The sequence below is a fragment of the Polaromonas aquatica genome (assembly GCF_050626995.1).
In the GTDB taxonomy this organism is placed as follows: Bacteria; Pseudomonadota; Gammaproteobacteria; order Burkholderiales; family Burkholderiaceae_C; genus Polaromonas; species Polaromonas aquatica_A.
In genome coordinates this window covers 2,173,947-2,193,795 of record NZ_CP192467.1, presented here as the reverse complement: position 1 = coordinate 2,193,795, position 19,849 = coordinate 2,173,947, and the positions used below count along the sequence as shown (strand labels likewise).

Here is a 19,849-nt window from a genome sequence, read left to right as displayed (position 1 = left end):
TTGATAGCATTGAACCCCTCGCGGCGCACAACGAGGGACGTACGAAAGAGTTGCAAAAACAACACCTCAAGGAGCCCCGCATGAAACCGATTTCCAGCCCCGCCTATCTCGTTTTGATGCTTTTCATGGCCTTGGCGCCCGCCCTGCAAGCGCAACCAGCTATCAATTCAGGAGCAAATCCGGAACCGCTACCCATGCGCAACCTGCAGATCGAAGTGCGGCAGGCCGGCAGCAGCCTGCGCTCCCAGAGCGCCCTGGGCGCGCAGGGCGGTGTCGTGCTGCAACCGGGCCGTTCGGGCCTCAATGGCCAGATCACAGCCCAGGACAACCAGCGCAGCGATTCACGCGACCTGGTGCAGCGCGTGCTGGTGCTCAATGGCCGCAACGCCAACATCAACCTGGGCAACAGCCAGCCTCTGCGGCTGGTGCAGGCACGCCAGGCCGGCACCGTGTTCATCGAGGCCAACAGCGGCTTTTCAGCCAGGCCCACCTGGTACGGCGGCGACAGCGTGGAGCTGGAACTGGCCGCGGGGCAGGCCAGCCGCACAGGCTCGTCGCCGCAGGCTCCCCTGTCCTCCTCGTCCACCAGCACCTCGCTGACTGTTCGCCTCGGGGAATGGGTCACCGTGGCTGAATCGGACGATGCGGGCGCCGCCAGCAGCAGCGGTATCACTGACAGCCGGCAATCCACCCGCCGGGACGGTATGAGGGTCGAAGTCCGCCTTTCGGTGCGCTAAAGAGGAAGGTTTCTGAGCGGCTCCAGGAGTCAATCACGCACGCAGCGCGCCGTTAACGGCAGCAGCGGATAACGCAGAACCGCCTCACGGCCGCTGGCGCCGAGACCAAACTCAGCGCGCATTCGCGGATTGGCATAAACCGCCTGCTGCGGCCCCTGCCCACCGGCATCGCGAAACAACAGGTCCGAGCCGTTGGCGCCATCCAGCACGGCAGTGTCGTCCACAAACCTCACCTTGAAGTCAACGCCGTGTTCGCAGCGGTAGTGCGCGGTGCCTGATGGCCCATAGCCCGCCGCGCAGCCTGTCAAGATAAGCACGCCGGCCAAGGCTGCCAGGGCCGCGAAAGGTCTGGCCAAATGTTTTTCCATGGGATCTCCTTCTGGATTCCTGAAGTTCCAGGGCTCACTTCGGCCAGAGCACCCAGAGCCGTAGCGGCTGGTTCACACGCGCGGCCAGCAGGCCGGCTTCCGGGCCGGTTCCTGCAAAGTAGTCCGCCCTGACGGCCCCCACGATGGCGCTGCCGGTGTCCTGCGCCAGAACCAGCTTCTGCAGATTGAGCGCGCCGCCGCGGGACGCCAGCCAAACCGGCGTGCCGTAAGGAATGCTTCCCGGATCCACGGCAATCGAGCGGCCCGGTGTCAGCGCCACACCCTGTGCACCTTTGGGGCCAAAGGCGGTATCCAGCTCACTCAGGGGCTGTTCCTGGAAGAAGGTATAGCGCGGATTGCTCCAGAGCATCTGCTGCGCACGCTGCGGATTTTTCGCAACCCAGGCCTTGGTGGATTCCACCCAGGGCGCCGTCATGCGGCCTTCGCCCTGCTCCAGCAGCCATTGGGTCACGCTTCGAAACGGTTGCTCGTTCGTGCCCGCATACGCTACGCGCACGACGCGCTGCGACCCATCGGCTTCGGTGATGTTCAGCCGGCCCGAGCCTTGTATGTGCAGCGACATCGCCTCCACCGGGTCAGCCAGCCAGGCGATTTCCCGGCCCTTCAATGCCGCCTTGGCCTCGGGCAAGGTATCGATCTCTTGCCGTGAAAACCACGGCTTGCGGCTGCCCAGTGAGGCGGGAGGGCGGTACAACGGCACCTCATAACCCGCGCCAGGCTGCCGGCTGGCCTTGAGCACTGGTTCGTAATAGCTGGTGAGCAGCCCATCGGCCGCGCCTTGCGAACTCTCCACCCGGTAGGGCTGCAAACGCTTGACCATCCAGTTGCGCTGCTCATCTGCAGACGCAATGCTGAGGCGCCTTATGTCGCCGCACAGGGACGCAAAAGCGGGTCCGGGGCGCTCACAGCTCTTGAGCCAGGCATTCCAGGCCTCAAACAGCGTGTCTTCTTCAAAACCAGGCAGCTCGGCCCAGCGCACCGCCACCCAGCGGCTTTTCCCTTGCACCATGGGTGCTGGCAACGGGCCGCTATCACCGGCGCGGGTGCCCGGCGCCACGGGATCCCCGGCCGGGGCGGATGAAGGCGGCAAGGGCGGACTGGCGCAGGAGGCGAGCAACGTCACCATGGCGATAATTGGCACAAGCCGCATTGAGCGCGCTGAGCATATTGACGATAACGAAGGCATAGCAGCCTTCTTTGAAATCCAAGGAAATGTCATGGCCCTACTTTTGCTCGAAGCCCTGGGGGCGTTACTGCTGCTGGTCTTCATTGTGTGGTGGACGATGTTCTCGGGCCGTAAAAATGGCGAATTAAAGGAATCAGACCATTCAGAGACCCCCGCAGAGCCCGGAAAAAAATAAGCCTGGCGCTGCAGCTACAGGTTGCGCAGCAGGTTGGCCAGCTCCACGGCCGACTTGACGCCCATTTTGTCAAAAACCCGGGCACGGTGAACCTCCACTGTGCGTACGCTGATATCAAGCTGGTCAGCCACGAGCTTGTTGGGCAGCCCGCCCACTACCAGCTTCATCACATCTCGCTCACGGTCGGTCAAGCCATTCAACCGCGCCTGCAAGCCGGTGGACTCGCTGTGCTGGGCCAGCGCCCCGGCTGAATGGTTAAGGGCCTGTTCGATGCGGTCTACCAGCGCATTGTCTGAAAAAGGCTTCTCGCAGAAGTCAAAAGCGCCGCGCTTGACAGCGTCAACCGCGGTAGGCACATCCGCGTGGCCCGTCAGAAAAATCACCGGCAAGGTCGGCAGCAAGCCATAGGCAATCAGTTTCTCGAACATGGCCAGCCCGCTCAGGCCGGCCATGCGCACGTCCAGCAGTACACAGGAGGGCGACTGGACCGTGAATTGCCGGGACACCCGGGCATCAAATGCCTCGGCACTGTCGAAGGTTTCACTCAGCAGGCGGCGCGAGCGCAGCAACCACGCCAGCGCATCGCGTACGCTGGCATCGTCGTCAACGATATACACCGTGGCATTTTGAATAGGTTCCATGCTGCGTCCTTCAGGCTGCGTGGGGCCCTGCATCATGCGGCTGCGCCGCCGGCAGGGTGAAACTGAAAATCGTACCGCGTGGCTGGGCGGGCTCAAACCCGAGGAAGCCGCCGTGCTGTTCAATCACGGTGCGGCACAGGCTCAAGCCCAGCCCCATCCCCTCTTCCTTGGTGGTGAAAAACGGCGTGAAAAGTTGTTCGGCCACTTCGACGGAAATACCTTCGCCGCAATCCGCCACCGAAAACTCGACCCAGCGACTCTGCGCATTCGATGCCGCCGGCCTGATACGCAGTGTCAATACCTTCTCCCGAGGAGAAGGCTCGGCCGCCCCGGCTTCAAAGGCCGCGGCCTGCATGGCTTGCATGCCGTTGCGTGAAAGATTGAGCAGCACCTGTTCGACCATGGTGCGATCACACAGCACAGGCGCGCAGGTTTCGTCCACCTCAATCGCCACTGTCACGCCGAGCTTGCGGGCCTGAAGGGTCACCAGCGGCATGATGGCATCCAGCAGGGCGCGAGGCTCCACAGCTTCGCGCACCTGGTCGCGCCGCCTCACAAAATCGTGCACGCTCTTGATGACCTTTCCCGCGCGTTCGGCTTGCTCGGCGATGCGGCGCATCGCAAGCTGCAGGTCTTCCGACAGCGGCGCCGAAGCGGGGCCCACACTCGCTGCGAGCGGCTGGTCGTAGTCCATCCGGTCCTGCAGGAGATTGATCGAGCCGGTGGCGTAGCTTGAGATGGCAGCCAACGGCTGGTTGAGTTCATGGCTGAGCAGCGAGGCCATCTCTCCGACCATCGCCAGCCGGGCGGTTGCCTGCAGGCGATCCTGGCTGGCACGGGAAATCTCCTCCACACGGCGCTGCTCGCTGACGTCCAGAATCGCACTCATCCAGCCGGTGTGCTTGCCCACGGCATTGATCAGCGGGGCCTCCATGATCAACACGGGGAACCGTGTGCCGTCGCGCCGCATGAACACCGACTCATGGCCTTCCCGGGGCAAGCTGTTCCCCGCCAGCCGGATTTCCTGGCGCTGCTGGTAGACGCCGGCCAGTTCGGGCGGCCAGTAGGGAGAAGGAAAGCTCTGGTTAAGCAAATCCTTGGCATCCACGCCAACCATTTTGCAGAACGCCGGATTCACATAGGTGATACGCCCTTGCAGGTCGCGCGCGCGCAGGCCCGTCAGCACGGAATCCTCCATGGCCTTGCGAAAAGCCAGGGCTTCGCCGAGGTCATGCTCGACTTTCAGCCTGCGGCGCATGTCCCTTGCAAGCAGGTACAACACGGCAAGCAAGGCCAGCGACATGGCCGTCACCAATGCGGTAAGCACATTGGGGAAAAGTGCCGGTGTGCCCAGCCGGCTTTCCATCCTGACCACGAGCGTATTGCCGGGCAGGTCCAGCAGCTGCTGCGCAATATAGATCCGGCTGCCGCGAGAAGGCATGCCTTGCAGCGCCAGGCGTGTGCCGTCCGCCTCAGTAAAAGACAGGCCAATGCCCCGGGCGAGCTGGCGGCCGACCAGTTCTCCCAACATGTCCTGCAGCGAATAGGTGATCACGCTATACCCCGTAAGGCGCCCCGCCACCATGATGGGCAGGCACATGTCGAGCACCTCCAACCCCAGGCCGTCGCGCTGCGGCATGAAATAGCTGGTGGAGTAGGCCGCACCACTCAGGCGCCCGGCTGTCGTGCAGGTCAGGCCTACGTCGGTTTGCAAACTGCCGCGTCCGAGCAGCTCAAACACCGAAGTGCGATAAGGCGTCTCCACAAACCCGAGCACATCGAGCGTTTCGTTACGCCACTCAAGCCGCATGATTTCGCGGCGCTCACGCAGCAGATCGGCCGCAGAGGCATGCCACGACTCCGGCGTGCGGTCGCCTGACTGGAGCGCCTGCAGGGTTTGGATGTTGCGAGTCAACCCTGAGCGGATATCGGTTACCGCTTCCGTTGCGTCATGCTCCAGGCGGCTTTGCACCATGCTGGACTCATACCGCCCCGCCAGCCAGACCAGGGTGCCCAGCAAGGCCAGCACCAATACCACCAGCAACGCCCACAGAGACCAGCGCCGGCTGGCACGGCTGACGCCTTTTGCAAACGGAAACCTCACGCCGCCAGCCTCATAAGAAGCGGTGATTCAGCGCGGGCAAACGATTTCGCACGCCTTCCGTATGGGCATTCAGGATGTCCCCCAGGACAACGCCCGCGCCTTCCGCCTGCTGGGCCACAACCACACCCCAGGGATCCACCAGCATGCTATGGCCCCAGGTACGGCGGCCGTTCTCATGCGTGCCGCCCTGCGCCGCCGCAATCACATAGGCCTGGTTTTCAATGGCGCGGGCGCGCAGAAGCACCTCCCAGTGAGCCTGCCCGGTGGTGTAGGTAAACGCGCTCGGCACCAGCAGCACATCGGCTTTCAAGGCACGGTAGAGCTCCGGGAAACGCAGGTCATAACAAATGGTCATGCCAACGGTGTACACGTGGCCATCGCGGGAAGCCAGGTCAAACCGGACGGGCTGCGCACCGGGCTCCAGCACGCGCCTTTCGTCGTAGTCTTCCTGACCCTGCGTAAAGCGGAAAAGGTGAATCTTGTCGTACCGTGCGGCGCACTGGCCCGTCGGCGCGTAGGCCAGCGAACAATTGCGCGCGCGCAGCGGATCAGAAGTTGCCATGGGCAGCGTGCCGCCCACAATCCACAAGCCGAGTTCACGCGCCGACTGGCTCAGGAAGTCCTGTATCAAGCCCGCTCCAAGGTTTTCCTGAACTTTCAGCTTGTCGGTGTCCTTCACGCCCATGACGCAGAAATATTCCGGCAACACGGCCAGTTCGGCATCCTGGGCGGCAGCCTGTTCAAGCAGTTGGCGCGCCGCAGCCAGGTTGTCCTGCACGCGTGTGCCTGAAACCATCTGAATGGCAGCAATCTTCATGGTTAACGAGCCTCCTGAACAGGCTCTGCTGCAGCCTGTGCCTTGCGGTCCACTTTGGTGATTTTCGGGTCAGACCAGGTTCCATCAATATGGAATTCCTGCGTTGCCGCCTGCATCAATGGCCGGCGCAGGAACATCTGGGCGAGAAAGCTGCCCAGGCCGATCGCCGGGTTGATGGCCGTGGCAATCAAGGAAGCCGTTCCAGCGTTGATTTCCGGCACCACGACTGCTTTGATGCTCTGTGTCTCCCTGGCAATATCGGCACTGCCTTCCATCAGGACGGCGGCGCTCACGCCTTTCATCTGCAGGTTATTGGTGTAGGCCACTCCCTGGTTGATGTTGACGTCCCCGCGAACAAAGTCAAAAGCAAAGCCTTCGGAAAAAACGTCCCGAAAATCCAGGGTCAACCGCCTGGGCAAAGATTGCAGGCTCAACACTCCCAGCAGTTTGGCGATACCGGGGTCGGCCTTGACGAACTGTCCCGACTCCACATTGATGTTGAACTGCCCGCTCATGCTCGGGTAGTCCAGGCTGAGGGGAGACCCCATCCAGGCGACCTGGCCTTCGAGCTTGCCCTTGCCGCGGCGAATGACTTCGCCCATGCCGAAGCGTTTGAGCAGTTCACCCGAATCGGCGATGTCCAGCTTGAAGTTCATGACCGTGCGGCGGCGCTCCGACAGCGTCCGCGCGGTGCGCGGCGCACCCGCCGCAACGCCCTGGGCATTGATCGCCACCCAGTTACCTGTAGCCGTCAGCACAGCTTCGGGAAGGATGACATTGAACTTGTTCAGGCGCCATTCGCGCACCCCATCGCGGGCGGCGGCAGACGCGCCACGGTTGACGGCGTCGATCTCGACGCGTCCCAGTTTTTTTCCGCGCAGCTCCAGGTCTTCCACCACGACGTCCAACGCGGGAATGCTGGCGGGCTGCTCGTTCAGGATGGCCTCGACTTCACTGGCCGTACCCGGCGCCAGACTCAGGCGGGAAAGCCGCGCGTAGACGCGCCCGGCACCTATGCCGCCGGGCTGGCGGAATTCGATATACCCGTTGAGTTCCGTTGCATCGATGTTTGCACGCCAGGTCAGGCCTTCACGAGAGCCGCCCACCACCACATTGTTCAGCTTGCGACCTTCCACCACCAGTTCCCTGGCCCGAATGGCCATCACCGTCGGCAGGTAGCTCATGGCCGCGTCTGCGGCGGCGCGATTGAGCGCAGCGGAAGAAGCCGCCGACGGGCCCGCCTGGAGCGCACCGCCGACCGTGGAATCTCCCAGCAATTTCTGCCAGGCATCAAGATCCACCTGCGCCAGGTTGATGTTGGCCGCCACACCGCCTTCCTGCAGAGGTACGGTCTCGCCTGGCTCAAGCCCCACGCCGATGCCGCCGCGTATCACGCGGGGCTCGGCGCCGCTCAGGTCGCGGACATAAACGAGGGACGCTATGCGTCCGATCGAGACCGAAAGCTGGTCTTCCAGCTTTTGCCCGGGGACCATGGAAGCTTGCAGCAGGGCATTCTCGAAGCGCAGCGGCAGGACCGCTTCTGCCGTCTTGCCCAAGGGCGCGGGCAGGCTCAACGCCATGCCCTGCAGGCTGCTGGAGATAGCCAATTCCGGCATGCCGCGGCGAAACCCGAGTGTCGCCGTGTAGGGCGTGCTCCCATTGGCATTTTGTGCCATGCGCGCCAGCGGCCCCAGTTCCCCGGCCTGGCGCAACCCTTCCGCGGTGACATTGCCTTGCGCCTTGAAGGTCGCAATGGTTTCCGTCTCGGCGCTGCCCGTGGCGCGCGGCTGTGATCGCAGGCCACCGTCAAAGCGAACATCACCGCCCAGCAGCCGTGCCTGACCACCGGCAACAGAAAAGCCTTTTTCGCTGATGTTCACCACACCCTTGAGTTTTGCCAGCATGGGGGCGGCCGCTGCGAACTGCACATCGTTGCCAGGCAGCGTGACAGTGCCTTCGACACGGGATTTGTCAATCGAGTGGATGGGCAATTCCAGACGGAAGCGGTAGTCGCCCGCGCCGCTTGCCTTGGTCGCAGCCAGCGCGTGGCTGGTCATGCCGCCCACCGGCGACTGGTTGACGAAGCCCAGCGCGTCGCTCAGCGCCCCCTTGAGACCAACATTCACGTGAACCGTCGAGTTATGGGTGAGGTCGGGGATGCGCGCATCGCCCTTGATCAGCTGCAGGCCCGGCAGACCGGCGACCTTGCCGGTGGCGCCATTCACCTCCAGCGATGCGCGGTCGAAAACCAGTTCGCCGCTGAGCTCTGTCAGGGCCGGCCAAGGCGCAGCACCTGAAGGTTGTATGGTTTTAGGCACATAGGCGAAGTGTCCGTTTCGGATGTTGGCGGACACCCGGAATTCACCTTGTGCCGGATTGGTAAAGGGCAGGTGCGCGAGAGGACCCTTGACCTTGAACTTCACATCGCTGACCTCGCCCTGCACCACTGCGTCGCGCACGTAGTGGCGCACTGGGCCGGGCAGCACCAGCGGCAGGTAGCGATGCACCCGTTCACCGTCGCCCCGGCTCAGAACCCCCTGCAAATCCAGCACGCCAGGAAACCGGCGGTCGGGCGCGCCCGCCGCGGGCGCGTGGCCGGCCACGTCCTCGGTGCGCCAGGTGGCTTGCGCTTCGCCTTGGGCATCCGCGTTGGCAAAGCGCAGGTTGCGCAGTTGCGCCTCGATTTTGCGGCCCGAGAATTTCCATTGAGTGTCGACCGAAAGCTGTTCAAAGGGCACAACCGGATCCTCAAATACGCCCGGCAGATCGAGCGCACCGTTGGTGATTTTCACTTTGGCCTGCCCGCCCTCGTGCGTCAGGTCAAAGTCGATCGAGGCGCCGCTGATACCGGGTCGGCCCGTCCTGGCGTGCGTAGCCGCGGCAGATGCCTGTGACGGCGCCGAGGCCGCCGGCAGGGCGGCGATGGCCAGGCCGGCAACCCTTCCCTTCGCGGCGTAAGTTGAGGGTGCGTCGACTGGCCCCTGCCAGCGCGCCACGACAGCCTCCACCAGTCCCTTGGGCGCGAAGGAGACGATCAGGGCGTGTGCGGCAGCATCCAGCGGGAGGCGGTTGGCAATTTGCGCGAGCGCGGCAAGATCGAGTTTGTCCGCCTTCAATTCGGTGTGCTGCGGCACGCCAGCCTCGTCTCCGGTATGCACCAGCGCCACATTGCCGCCCGGCCACTGCAGGCCATCACGGGTTCGAAAGCGCAAGCCCTCCGTGTTGAAATCAAAGCCGTTGGCGCGTTGCCCGCCGCCAATACGCCCTGCGACGGAGTCGAAGCCCAGCGGTTGCAGCTTCGCGCCGAACCGGGCATCCACGTCCTGCAGCGCTACGTCAGCCGTCCCGCCGGTGATCCGCCCCTTGTTGACATCCGCCCAGGCGCGAAGCGCGCCATTTCCGCGCATCAGCTCCACGCCCAACGTGTCCGTGTTGACGTATTGCCTGATGCGCGAGGCATCTACCCGGCCGAACTCGGCAAACAGTTGCCCCGTCCAGGCGTCAAGATCACCCGCGTTGCTGGACAACAAGGATTGCCGGAATATGCCCCGAACAGTGAACCTGTCACCCCATTCCGCAGGGGGCGTGGCATCCAGGCGTATGAGATGCCGGCGCCGTGCATTGCGCATGACCCAGTCAACCTGCGTCAACGCCAGCGGCGGCGCCTGACGCATTTCGTCCGTCCAGCGTACGGTGCCGTTCCGTATGACAAACTCGGTCTGGGAGAAGAACCAGTCGGCAGCGGCACTCTGGCCGCCCGCGCGGTCCTGCGAAACGTCCAGCCCGCCCACGTAGATTTTGCCGTCCGCAGCACGGCGGATATCCAGCTCGGGTTTGTCGATATAAAGCTGCTCGAAACCGAGCCCCCAGATCGAAGAGGCGGACAAGGCGCCAAGAATTACCGGCAGCCGCACTGCCTCGCGCCCTTGTGCATCGAGGAGGGTCACATCGCGCAGTTCGAATGAGGGGATCATCCCCCTGGTATGAGCGTTGATTCCGCCAATGCGAACAGGCACCCCCAGAGCCTTGCTGGCCTCTATTTCCAGGCGCGGACGGAACTCCCCGATTCGCGGCACAATCCAGCCATGCAGCAGGAACCAGGTCAGGCCGAAGAGTACCCAGGCCGTGGCAACTAGCCATAGCAACACGCGCATGGCAAGGGCAAGCCATCGCAGTCGTTGCGGCGGCAAGGTAGGCAGGCTGGGGATCGTTGGCTCCATTGACATGAGAATTATGACCGCCGGGGCCAGCGTTCGCCCGGCGGCGAACCATGAAGTTTTGTGAAGTAGTGTGATGACCGTCGCCCCAATCGCCCGAACTGATACCCTCCTCGCCGCCGGGCCGGCCGCGTCGGACTATTCACGGTTCGTGCAGCGCATCCGCCGCCGTTATGCCGGTCAGCTCCCCCTCCTGTCTGGCGGTGCGCCCGTTCGCGCCAGCATGCAGGACGCACTGGACGCGTTATTGGCGCAGGGCATGGCGACTGGTGCGGCGCTTCGGGTGCTTCGCCAGCTGGTCATGGAAAGGCTGGTGGTGCTCGACTGTGACGGCACCTTTGAAAACCAGGCACCGCTTGCGGTAGTTACCCGCGCCATGACCGAGCTGGCCGAACTGGCCCTTGACGTTGCCATGCAGGAGTCCGGGGCCGAACTGGACAAACTGCATGGCGCGCCCATGACTCCCGACGGGGAACGTGCCCGCATGTGGATTGTGGGCATGGGCAAACTGGGGGCGCGCGAACTCAACGTTTCCAGTGACATCGACCTCATTTATGTCTACGACCAGGACGGCGAAACCAGCGGGCGCAGCGACGGCCGCGGGCAGATATCAAACCACGAATACTTTGCACACCAGGTCAAAGCCGTCTTCAGCCTGATAGGCGACGCCACTGAACACGGGTTTGTGTTTCGGGTGGATTTGGCACTCCGGCCCAACGGGAACTCCGGTCCTGCCGCTATTTCTCTCAGTGCCCTGGAAGAGTATTTCCAGGCACAGGGCCGTGAATGGGAACGCTTCGCCTGGCTCAAGAGCCGGGTGGTGGCGCCGCTTGAATGCGTGCAGGACGGCTCAGCCCAAGCCCTGCGCGGCTCTGTGCTACCCTTCGTATTCAGGCGCTACCTGGACTACAACGTCTTCGATGCGCTGCGCATCCTGCACCGGCAGATTCGCGAGCATGCCGCCAAGCGCTGCGCCGGTCACCCTGAACGGGCGAACGATGTCAAGATGTCGCGCGGCGGCATTCGTGAAATTGAATTCACCGTGCAATTGCTACAGGTCGTGCGCGGCGGACAATTTCCCGAGCTGCGCACCCGTCCCACTGTCGATGCCTTGCAACGCGTGGCGCGCGCAGGGCTGATGCTGCAGGAAACCGCCGACGCGCTGGCGCGGGCCTATGACTTTCTTCGCCGGGTGGAGCATCGCATCCAGTACCTGGATGACCAGCAGACCCACGTCCTGCCGACTCGCGACGATGATTTGGCATGGATCGCACAAACGCTGGGCTACAGCAATTGCTGCCCTTTCCTGAGTGAGCTCGATACCCACCGGGAGCTGGTGGCCGGGGAGTTCGACAAACTGCTGGGCGGCAAGCCCGACTGCAAAGGTTGCGGCAAGACAGCCAAGCCCGCCCCGCAGCAACTCGAAGACCTGCTGGAGCAATTGTCGGAACAATGGCCCGAACAGTTCCGCACCCGTCTGGCGCTGTGGCGCCAGCATCCCCGGGTGCTGGCTTTGCGCGAAGACTCCCGCGTGCGCCTGGCGCGTCTGGTACAGCGTACCGCCGCCTGGCTGGCGGAAGGCACGGTCACCGAGGAAGCGGCCGTGCGCATCATTGACTGGATAGAACCACTCCTGAGGCGGGAGAGCTACCTGGCGCTGCTGTTGGAGAGGCCGGCGGTGCACGAACGCCTGTTGCGCCTGCTGGGGGCTGCCAAATGGCCCGCGCGTTATCTGCTGCAACACCCCGGCGTCATTGACGAGCTAGCCAGCGACGAATTGCTCAAGGAGCGCTTTGACGGCGCGTCCTTCGCGCGGGACCTGCAGCAGCGGCTGGCCGCGCTCAGAAGTACCGGAGAAGACGACGAGGAAACCTGCCTGAACCTGCTGCGCCGCGCCCACCATGCGGAAGTGTTCCGCACTTTGGCACGCGACCTGGAAGGCGTACTCACAGTCGAGCAGGTGGCCGACGATTTGACGGCGCTCGCCGAAGCCGTGCTGAACCTCACCACCGACTGGTGCTGGCAGCGCCTCAGGAACCGGCATCGCGAAACGCCGCAGTTCGCCATCATCGCCTATGGCAAGCTGGGCGGCAAAGAGCTGGGTTACGGCAGCGATCTCGATATCGTGTTCGTCTATGAGGACGATGATGAACGGGCGCCCGAAGTCTATGCGGCGTTTGTGCGCAAGCTGATTAACTGGTTGACCATCAAGACCGGTGAAGGCGATCTGTTTGAAATCGACACCGCCTTGCGCCCCAATGGCAATTCAGGGTTGCTGGTCACCAGTTTCGAGGCCTATACCCGCTACCAGCAGCAGCGCGGCAGCAATACCGCATGGACCTGGGAACATCAGGCCATGACGCGTGCGCGCTTCCTGCTGGGTGACGAGTCCTTGCGGATGCGGTTTGACCAGGTCCGGGAGACGGTCATTACGGCGGCGCGCGACATTGTTGCACTGCGCAATGAAATTGTGGCCATGCGCGAGAAAGTGCGCGACGCCCATCCGATCAAGAGCATTCATGCGCCACAGGCTTCAGGCGGCTCGCCTTCGCTCAAGGCAGAGAAATTTGATGTCAAGCACAGCGCGGGTGGCATGGTGGATGCCGAGTTCGCCGTCCAGTTCCTCGTGCTTTCCCAATCAGCCTTGCACCCGGAACTGAGGGACAACGTCGGCAACATTTCACTGCTGCTGCGCGCAGAAACTGCCGGTTTGCTTCCGGCCGGCGTGGGCCAGCGGGCGGCGAGTGCCTACCGCGAACTGCGGCGGGTCCAGCATCGGGCGCGGCTCAACGAAGAGCCGACCCAGGTCAACCCTCCTGTGCTGGAGGCGGAGCGCGCAGCGATCCAGCAGCTGTGGGTCGCCACCTTCAAATCAAACGAATGATTTAATTCAATCAGTTGTTTGATTATGTGCTCTAATGCGGGCACATGACATCCGCCCAGCCTACCCACGCGCTTTCGCGCTCTGCCAAGCCAGAAGGCGAAAGCCGAAAACAACGCTCCGATGGCGCCCATGCCAGAGCGCATTTGCTGCTCGCGGCACTCAGGCTATTTTCCGAAAAAGGGTTTGCAAAAACCTCGATTCGCGATATCGCCCATGCTGCGGGAGCCAACGTGGCCGCGATCAGCTATTACTTTGGCGACAAAGCCGGTCTGTACCAGGCCGTTTTCACCGAACCGTTGGGCAGCGCGCGCGATGACATTGCGCTGTACAACCAGCCCCACTTCACTTTGCGGCAATCCCTTGAGGGTTTTTTTTCGAGCTTCCTGGAACCCTTGCGCCAAGGTGAGCTGGTGCAGTTGTGCATGAAGCTGCACTTTCGCGAGATGCTGGAACCAACCGGTCTGTGGGCAGAAGAAATTGACCAGGGCATCAAGCCGGCACATGCCGCGCTGGTCAACGTGCTTTGCCGCCACCTGGGGCTCACCAAAGCCGACGATGAAGTGCACAGGCTGGCGTTCTCCATCACCGGGCTGGCGCTTCAGACGTTCCTCAGCCGCGAGGTCGTGGAAGTGATCAGGCCCCAGCTGTTCGGAACACCTGAGGCCCTGGAGCAATGGGCCGTCAGCCTTGTCGCGTATTCCGAAGCCATGGTGGGCGTCGAAATGGCACGCCGAAATCCTCTTCCCGACTTTCCCGCGGCTGTCATGCCGCGATTGACAACAGCACATCATGATAAAAACTGACTCGGGAAGCCGACGCTTCCGCTTGCCGGCTGTGGGACCGCTGTTCGGCGCATGCGCGCTGCTGCTGGGCGGCTGCGCTATTGATGGTCCACGCCCCGCGCCTTCAGCTTCGATCCCCGCACAGTGGCACACCCCCCTGCCTGCGGGAGGCACTACGGCCGCGTTGCCCCACGGCGGCAGCCTGACTGGTTTGTCGCAATGGTGGCAGCAACAAAACGACCCCTTGCTGGTGGAGCTGATCATGGCGGGCGAATCGGTCAGCCCGACCGTTTCGACAGCGCGCTCCAACATCGAGCAGGCCCGGGCCTCGCGCGTAGCCTCCGGTGCAGCGATGGTCCCCAAGCTGGACGCAGTCGGCAGCGCCAGCCGGGGAAGGGGGGCGCCTATGAACCGGACGACGCCGCCGATCACCACGACCCTTGAAGCAGGCCTGCAAACGTCCTGGGAAATCGACCTGTTCGGACAGTACGCCGCCACCCGGGACGCGGACCAGCAGCGTTTTGAAGGCTCGCAGGCGATGTGGCATTCCGCGCGCGTCTCGGTCGCAGCTGAAATCGCGACGCAGTACTACAGCTTTCGCGCCTGCGAGAAACTGCTGGATGTGGCGCGTGCCGACGCGGCCAGCCGCGCCGAAACCGCGCGGCTGGCGGATCTCAGCACTAAAGCCGGCTTCCAGGCGCCTGCCACCGCGGCGCTGGCGCGCGCCAGCGCCGCTGAGGGCCACGGCAACGCCATCCAGCAGCGCGCGCTGTGCGATCTGGATATCAAGGCCCTGGTCGCGCTCACGGCGATCGATGAGGCCGCCTTGCGCCAAAAGCTGGCCGACACGCCCGCTGACCTGACGCGGGAATCTCCTGCACCCGTCATCAGCGTGCCCGCTGAAGTGCTGGCCCAACGGCCCGACATCTTCAACGCGGCGCGCGAAGTGGATGCTGCCCACCTGGAAGTGGGCAGTGCCCAGGCGCAGCGCTTTCCCAAGCTAAGTTTGAGCGGCTCTGTTTTTACCGCCAGGAGCCGCACCAGCGCCTCCACCCAGCGTTTTGACACCTGGACGGTCGGGCCGCTCCAGCTGACTGTTCCGCTGTTTGACGGCGGGGCCAGCGCAGCCAACGTAGACGCAGCCAGGGCCCGCTACGAAGATTCCGCGGCGCAATACCGGGCCAGCGTACGCAAGGCTGTGCGGGAGGTCGAGGAAGCGCTGGTCAATCTGCAAAGCACCGCCGAACGCAACGAGGATGCGCTGGTTGCCGCGCAAGGCTACCGCGCGTCATTCACCGGCACCGAGGCCCGCTACAAAAGCGGGCTGGCCAGCCTGGTCGAACTCGAAGACGCCCGCCGTACCCTGCTGTCGGCCCAAAGCGCTGTGGTCACCTTGCAACGCGACCGCCGCAACGCCTGGGTCGCGCTGTACCGCGCGCTGGGCGGCGGCTGGAGCACCGCCGAACCGCCGGTGCCGGCGCCGGCATCGGCGTCAGAGGTTCCCGGCCCCACAACTCCCGTCGCCACCACCGCGCCCTGAACGGCGGTTTGAGCACACTGCCACCTTCCATGACAGACCCATTGCACACCATGCCCAAATTCAAACTCAAATCCGTTGCTATCGTTTTAATAGCTGTCGCTGTATTGATCGCCGGGGCTGTGGCCATTTTCTCCTCGCAATCCGACGCAAAGCCGGACTCCAAGGCCACTACGTCCAAGCCAGCCCTTACCGTCGCCACCGCGCTGCCGGTTCAAATGAGCTTGCCCGTCAAACTCAGCGCCAACGGCAATATCACCGCCTGGCAGGAGGCGGTGATCGGTTCCGAATCCAACGGCCTTCGGCTGGTGCAGGTGCAGGCCAACGTCGGCGACCAGGTCAAGGCCGGGCAGGTGCTGGCTGTGTTTTCGGGCGACAGCGTGCAAGCCGACACGGCCCAGGCCCGCGCCAGCCTGATTGAAGCCCAGGCCAATGCGTCCGACGCCGCGGACAACGCCGCGCGCGCGCGCACCCTGGCGAGTTCCGGCGCCTTGAGCGAGCAGCAGATCAACCAGTACAACACGGCCGAACAGACCGCCAAGGCGCGCGTTGAAGCGGCCAAGGCCGTGCTGGAGGCCCAGCAGCTGCGTGGCAAGAATACGCAGGTTCTCGCGCCCGACAGCGGCGTGATTTCAGCGCGCACAGCAACCGTCGGCTCGGTGGTGCCCCAGGGCACCGAGCTCTTCAGGCTGATTCGCGGCGGGCGCCTGGAATGGCGCGCGGAAGTCACTTCCGCCGAGTTGGGCCGTATCAAGGCCGGCACCATGGCGACGGTTGTCGCCGCCAGCGGCGCCGAGCTCAAAGGCAAGGTGCGAATGATCGCGCCCAGCGTTGACCCTCAAACCCGTGCGGCGCTGGTCTACGTGGACCTGCCGGTGTCTGCCGGCATGGCGTCTCCAGCCAAAGCCGGCATGTTTGCCCGCGGTGAATTCGAGCTGGGCGCCACGTCCGCGCTCACGGTTCCGCAGTCGGCACTGGTGGTGCGCGACGGTTTCAACTATGTGTTCAAGCTCAACCCGGACAACCGCATCAGCCAGCTCAAGGTGCAGACCGGCCGGCTGGCCGGTGACCGGCTTGAAATCATCTCGGGCCTGACGGCTGATGCCCGCGTCATCGTGAGCGGCGCAGGTTTCCTGAACGACGGCGACCTGGTCCGTGTCAATGATGAAGCACCCAATAAGCCTGTAGCGCCCGCCAGTCGTGCACAAGCAGCTACCAAATAAGGAGCGCTCCCTATGAATGTCTCCTCATGGTCGATCAAAAATCCGATTCCCGCGGTCATGCTGTTCGTGCTGCTGACCTTTGCCGGGATGCTGTCCTTCAAGGCCATGAAGGTTCAGAACTTCCCCGACATCGACCTGCCGACCGTGACGGTTTCGGCGTCGCTGCCGGGCGCCGCGCCCGCCCAGCTTGAGACGGAAGTGGCCCGCAAGCTTGAAAACTCCATTGCCACCGTGCAGGGCCTCAAACACATCCACACCAAGGTGCAGGACGGCGGCGTGAGCGTGACTGCCGAATTCCGGCTTGAAAAGCCGGTACAGGAGGCGGTGGACGATGTGCGCGCGGCCGTTTCAAAGGTGCGCAGTGAATTGCCCGGTGACGTGCGGGATCCGGTCGTCAGCAAGGTGGACCTGGCCAGTCAGCCGGTCCTGGCGTTCACCATACGCTCACCGCGCATGGACGAAGAAGCGCTGTCCTGGTTTGTCGACAACGACATCTCCCGCAAGCTCCTGGCCGTGCGCGGCGTCGGTGCGGTCAACCGGGTGGGCGGCGTCTCGCGCGAAGTGCGCATCGCGCTGGACCCTTCCAAGCTGCAGGCTCTGGGCGCGACCGCCTCCGACATTTCCCGGCAGTTGCGGCAGGTGCAGACTGAAAGCGCAGGTGGACGCGCCGACCTCGGCGGCAGTGAGCAGCCCATGCGGACGCTGGCGACGGTGAAGTCCGCACAGGAGCTGGGGCAACTTGAGCTGGCGCTCAGCGACGGACGGCGCATTCGCCTCAACGAAGTGGCCACCGTAAGCGACACGACGGCCGAACCTCGCGCCGCCGCGCTGCTCGACGGAAAACCCGTCGTGGGCTTTGAGGTGTCACGCAGCCGGGGTGAAAGCGAAGTGACGGTGGGTGCCGCTGTACAGGCGGCACTGGCCGAGCTCAAACAGCAATACCCCGAAGTGGAAATCCACGAGGCCTTCAATTTCGTGACACCGGTACAGGAGGAATACGACGGATCCATGCACCTGCTGTACGAAGGCGGCATCCTGGCTGTGCTGGTGGTGTGGCTCTTCCTGCGCGATTGGCGAGCCACATTTGTCTCTGCGGTGGCGCTGCCGCTGTCGGTGATTCCGGCCTTCATCGGCATGCACCTGCTGGGCTTTTCCATCAATGTGGTCACGCTGCTCGCGCTGTCGCTGGTGATCGGTATTCTGGTCGACGACGCCATCGTGGAGGTTGAAAACATCGTGCGCCACCTGCGCATGGGGAAAACGCCTTATGCCGCCGCCATGGAAGCGGCCGACGAAATCGGCCTGGCGGTGGTGGCCACCACATTCACGCTGATCGCCGTTTTCCTGCCTACCGCCTTCATGAGCGGCGTGGCCGGGAAATTTTTCAAGCAATTCGGCTGGACGGCTTCGCTGGCGGTGTTTGCCTCGCTGGTGGTGGCGCGGGCGCTGACCCCCATGATGGCGGCCTACATTCTCAAGCCCGTGGTAGGCACCCATTCCGACCCCAAGTGGATGAACGCCTACATGCGGGCAGCCGCCTGGTGCATGAAACACCGCGTTGCGACCATGGCGGCGGCCACGGTTTTTTTCTTCGGTTCGGTGATGCTGATCCCGTTGCTGCCGACCGGTTTCATTCCAGCCGATGACAACTCGCAAACCCAGGTTTACCTGGAACTTCCACCCGGCGCCACGCTGGCCCAGACCAAGGCCTCGGCCGAGCATGCGCGCCTGCTGATCAGCAAGGTCGAACACGTCAAGAGCGTGTACACCACCATTGGTGGCGGGGCAGCCGGCACAGACCCATTCGCCATGCAAGGCGCGGCAGAAACCCGCAAGGCCACGCTCACCGTGCTGCTGGACGAGCGCGGCGAACGTCCGCGCAAACAGGGCATTGAAAGCAAGATGCGCACGGCCCTGGAAACCCTCCCGGGGGTGCGCAGCAAGGTGGGACTGGGCGGTTCTGGGGAGGCCTACATCCTCATGCTGACGGCTGAAGATGCCAACGCCCTGCAAACCGCGGCGCGGGCGATAGAAAAAGATTTGCGGACCATTCCTGGTCTGGGCAACATTTCGTCCAGCGCCAGCCTGGTGCGTCCCGAAATTGCCATCAAGCCGGATTTCGCCCGCGCGGCAGACCTCGGTGTGACCAGCGCGGCCATGGGTGAAACCCTGCGTATCGCCACCGTGGGGGACTATGAAGAGTCGCTGCCCAAGCTCAATCTTTCGCAGCGGCAGGTGCCCATCGTCGTCAAACTGGACGAGGCGGCGCGCAAGGACCTCAGCGTGCTGGAACGCCTGGCGGTTCCGAGTGTCAAGCCGGGCGTCGGCCCCGTCATGCTCGGGCAGGTGGCAAGCCTGGAAATCACGGCCGGCCCTGCCGTGATTGACCGATACGACCGCTCCCGCAATGTCAAGTTCGAAATTGAACTGTCGGGCCGGGCACTGGGGGACATCACCGAAGCCGTGAAGTTGCTGCCATCCGTCAAGAGCCTGCCGGCCGGCGTCAGGGTGGTGGAAGTCGGAGATGCCGAAGTCATGGGCGAGCTGTTCGCCAGCTTTGGCCTGGCCATGCTGACAGGCGTGCTCTGCATCTACATCGTGCTGGTCCTGCTGTTCAAGGACTTCCTGCACCCGGTGACCATCCTCGCGGCCCTACCGCTGTCGCTGGGCGGCGCTTTTGTCGGCCTGCTGATCGCGCAGAAGAGCTTTTCGATGCCTTCGCTGATCGGGCTCATCATGCTGATGGGTATTGCGACCAAAAACTCCATCCTGCTGGTGGAGTACGCCATCGTCGCGCGGCGGGACCACAATATGTCGCGCTGGGACGCTCTGCTGGACGCCTGCCACAAGCGCGCCCGCCCCATCATCATGACCACCCTCGCCATGGGCGCGGGCATGATGCCGATCGCCCTGGGCCTGGGCGCGGCCGACCCCAGCTTTCGCTCCCCGATGTCGATTGCGGTGATCGGTGGCCTGATCACCTCCACCGTGCTGAGCCTGCTGGTGGTGCCTGCCGTGTTTACCTATGTCGATGACCTTGAACGGCTGGTCAAGCGCCTGACGGCAAGATTGCGCGGGCAAAAGGATGAAACGCGCGGAAACAGCCAGCTGGGGGCCGAATCCGGCACACGGCCGGCTGCGAAATAATGCACACCTC

General features: G+C 63.6%; 12 protein-coding genes. 6 read left to right on the top strand and 6 right to left on the bottom strand.

Annotated elements, in window-relative coordinates; translation table 11 throughout:
* The first annotated feature begins 80 nt into the window (after nucleotides 1-80).
* A complete protein-coding gene (locus ACQ4MS_RS10425) occupies nucleotides 81-737 on the top strand; it encodes a hypothetical protein (protein WP_431099432.1) in 657 nt (218 codons plus the stop codon).
* A 29-nt stretch (nucleotides 738-766) separates the two neighbouring features.
* Here ACQ4MS_RS10425 and ACQ4MS_RS10420 read toward each other — a convergent pair whose 3' ends face one another.
* The 6 genes from ACQ4MS_RS10420 to ACQ4MS_RS10395 form a co-directional block, all read right to left on the bottom strand.
* Nucleotides 767-1,105, bottom strand: a complete 339-nt coding sequence (locus ACQ4MS_RS10420) for a hypothetical protein (RefSeq protein WP_431099431.1) — start codon at nucleotides 1,103-1,105, stop codon at nucleotides 767-769.
* Nucleotides 1,106-1,139: 34 nt separating this feature from the next.
* Entirely contained in the window at nucleotides 1,140-2,396 is a 1,257-nt protein-coding gene (gene mltA / locus ACQ4MS_RS10415) for a murein transglycosylase A (RefSeq protein WP_431099430.1), read from the bottom strand.
* A gap of 105 nt (nucleotides 2,397-2,501) precedes the next feature.
* A complete protein-coding gene (locus ACQ4MS_RS10410; protein ID WP_431099429.1) occupies nucleotides 2,502-3,128 on the bottom strand; it encodes a response regulator transcription factor in 627 nt (208 codons plus the stop codon).
* A 10-nt stretch (nucleotides 3,129-3,138) separates the two neighbouring features.
* Nucleotides 3,139-5,232: a two-component system sensor histidine kinase NtrB gene (locus ACQ4MS_RS10405; RefSeq protein WP_431099428.1), complete on the bottom strand. Its 2,094-nt coding sequence runs from the start codon at nucleotides 5,230-5,232 to the stop codon at nucleotides 3,139-3,141.
* Nucleotides 5,233-5,242: 10 nt separating this feature from the next.
* Nucleotides 5,243-6,049, bottom strand: a complete 807-nt coding sequence (locus tag ACQ4MS_RS10400; RefSeq protein WP_431099427.1) for a carbon-nitrogen hydrolase family protein — start codon at nucleotides 6,047-6,049, stop codon at nucleotides 5,243-5,245.
* Between the two features lie 2 nt (nucleotides 6,050-6,051).
* A complete protein-coding gene (locus ACQ4MS_RS10395) occupies nucleotides 6,052-10,269 on the bottom strand; it encodes a YhdP family protein (RefSeq protein WP_431099570.1) in 4,218 nt (1,405 codons plus the stop codon).
* A gap of 73 nt (nucleotides 10,270-10,342) precedes the next feature.
* Here ACQ4MS_RS10395 and glnE point away from each other — a divergent pair, with 73 nt between their 5' ends.
* The 5 genes from glnE to ACQ4MS_RS10370 are packed head-to-tail and all read left to right on the top strand — an operon-like array spanning nucleotide 10,343 to nucleotide 19,839.
* Nucleotides 10,343-13,150, top strand: a complete 2,808-nt coding sequence (gene glnE / locus ACQ4MS_RS10390) for a bifunctional [glutamate--ammonia ligase]-adenylyl-L-tyrosine phosphorylase/[glutamate--ammonia-ligase] adenylyltransferase (RefSeq protein WP_431099426.1) — start codon at nucleotides 10,343-10,345, stop codon at nucleotides 13,148-13,150.
* 44 nt (nucleotides 13,151-13,194) lie between these two features.
* Nucleotides 13,195-13,953 (top strand): CerR family C-terminal domain-containing protein, encoded by a 759-nt coding sequence (locus tag ACQ4MS_RS10385; RefSeq protein WP_431099425.1) that lies wholly within the window; start codon nucleotides 13,195-13,197, stop codon nucleotides 13,951-13,953.
* Nucleotides 13,940-15,472 (top strand): efflux transporter outer membrane subunit, encoded by a 1,533-nt coding sequence (locus ACQ4MS_RS10380; protein ID WP_431099424.1) that lies wholly within the window; start codon nucleotides 13,940-13,942, stop codon nucleotides 15,470-15,472. The genes ACQ4MS_RS10385 and ACQ4MS_RS10380 overlap by 14 nt, the downstream gene beginning before the upstream one ends.
* Before the next feature lie 50 nt (nucleotides 15,473-15,522).
* A complete protein-coding gene (locus tag ACQ4MS_RS10375; RefSeq protein WP_431099423.1) occupies nucleotides 15,523-16,692 on the top strand; it encodes an efflux RND transporter periplasmic adaptor subunit in 1,170 nt (389 codons plus the stop codon).
* A 12-nt stretch (nucleotides 16,693-16,704) separates the two neighbouring features.
* Nucleotides 16,705-19,839: an efflux RND transporter permease subunit gene (locus ACQ4MS_RS10370; RefSeq protein ID WP_431099422.1), complete on the top strand. Its 3,135-nt coding sequence runs from the start codon at nucleotides 16,705-16,707 to the stop codon at nucleotides 19,837-19,839.
* Nucleotides 19,840-19,849: the final 10 nt, after the last annotated feature.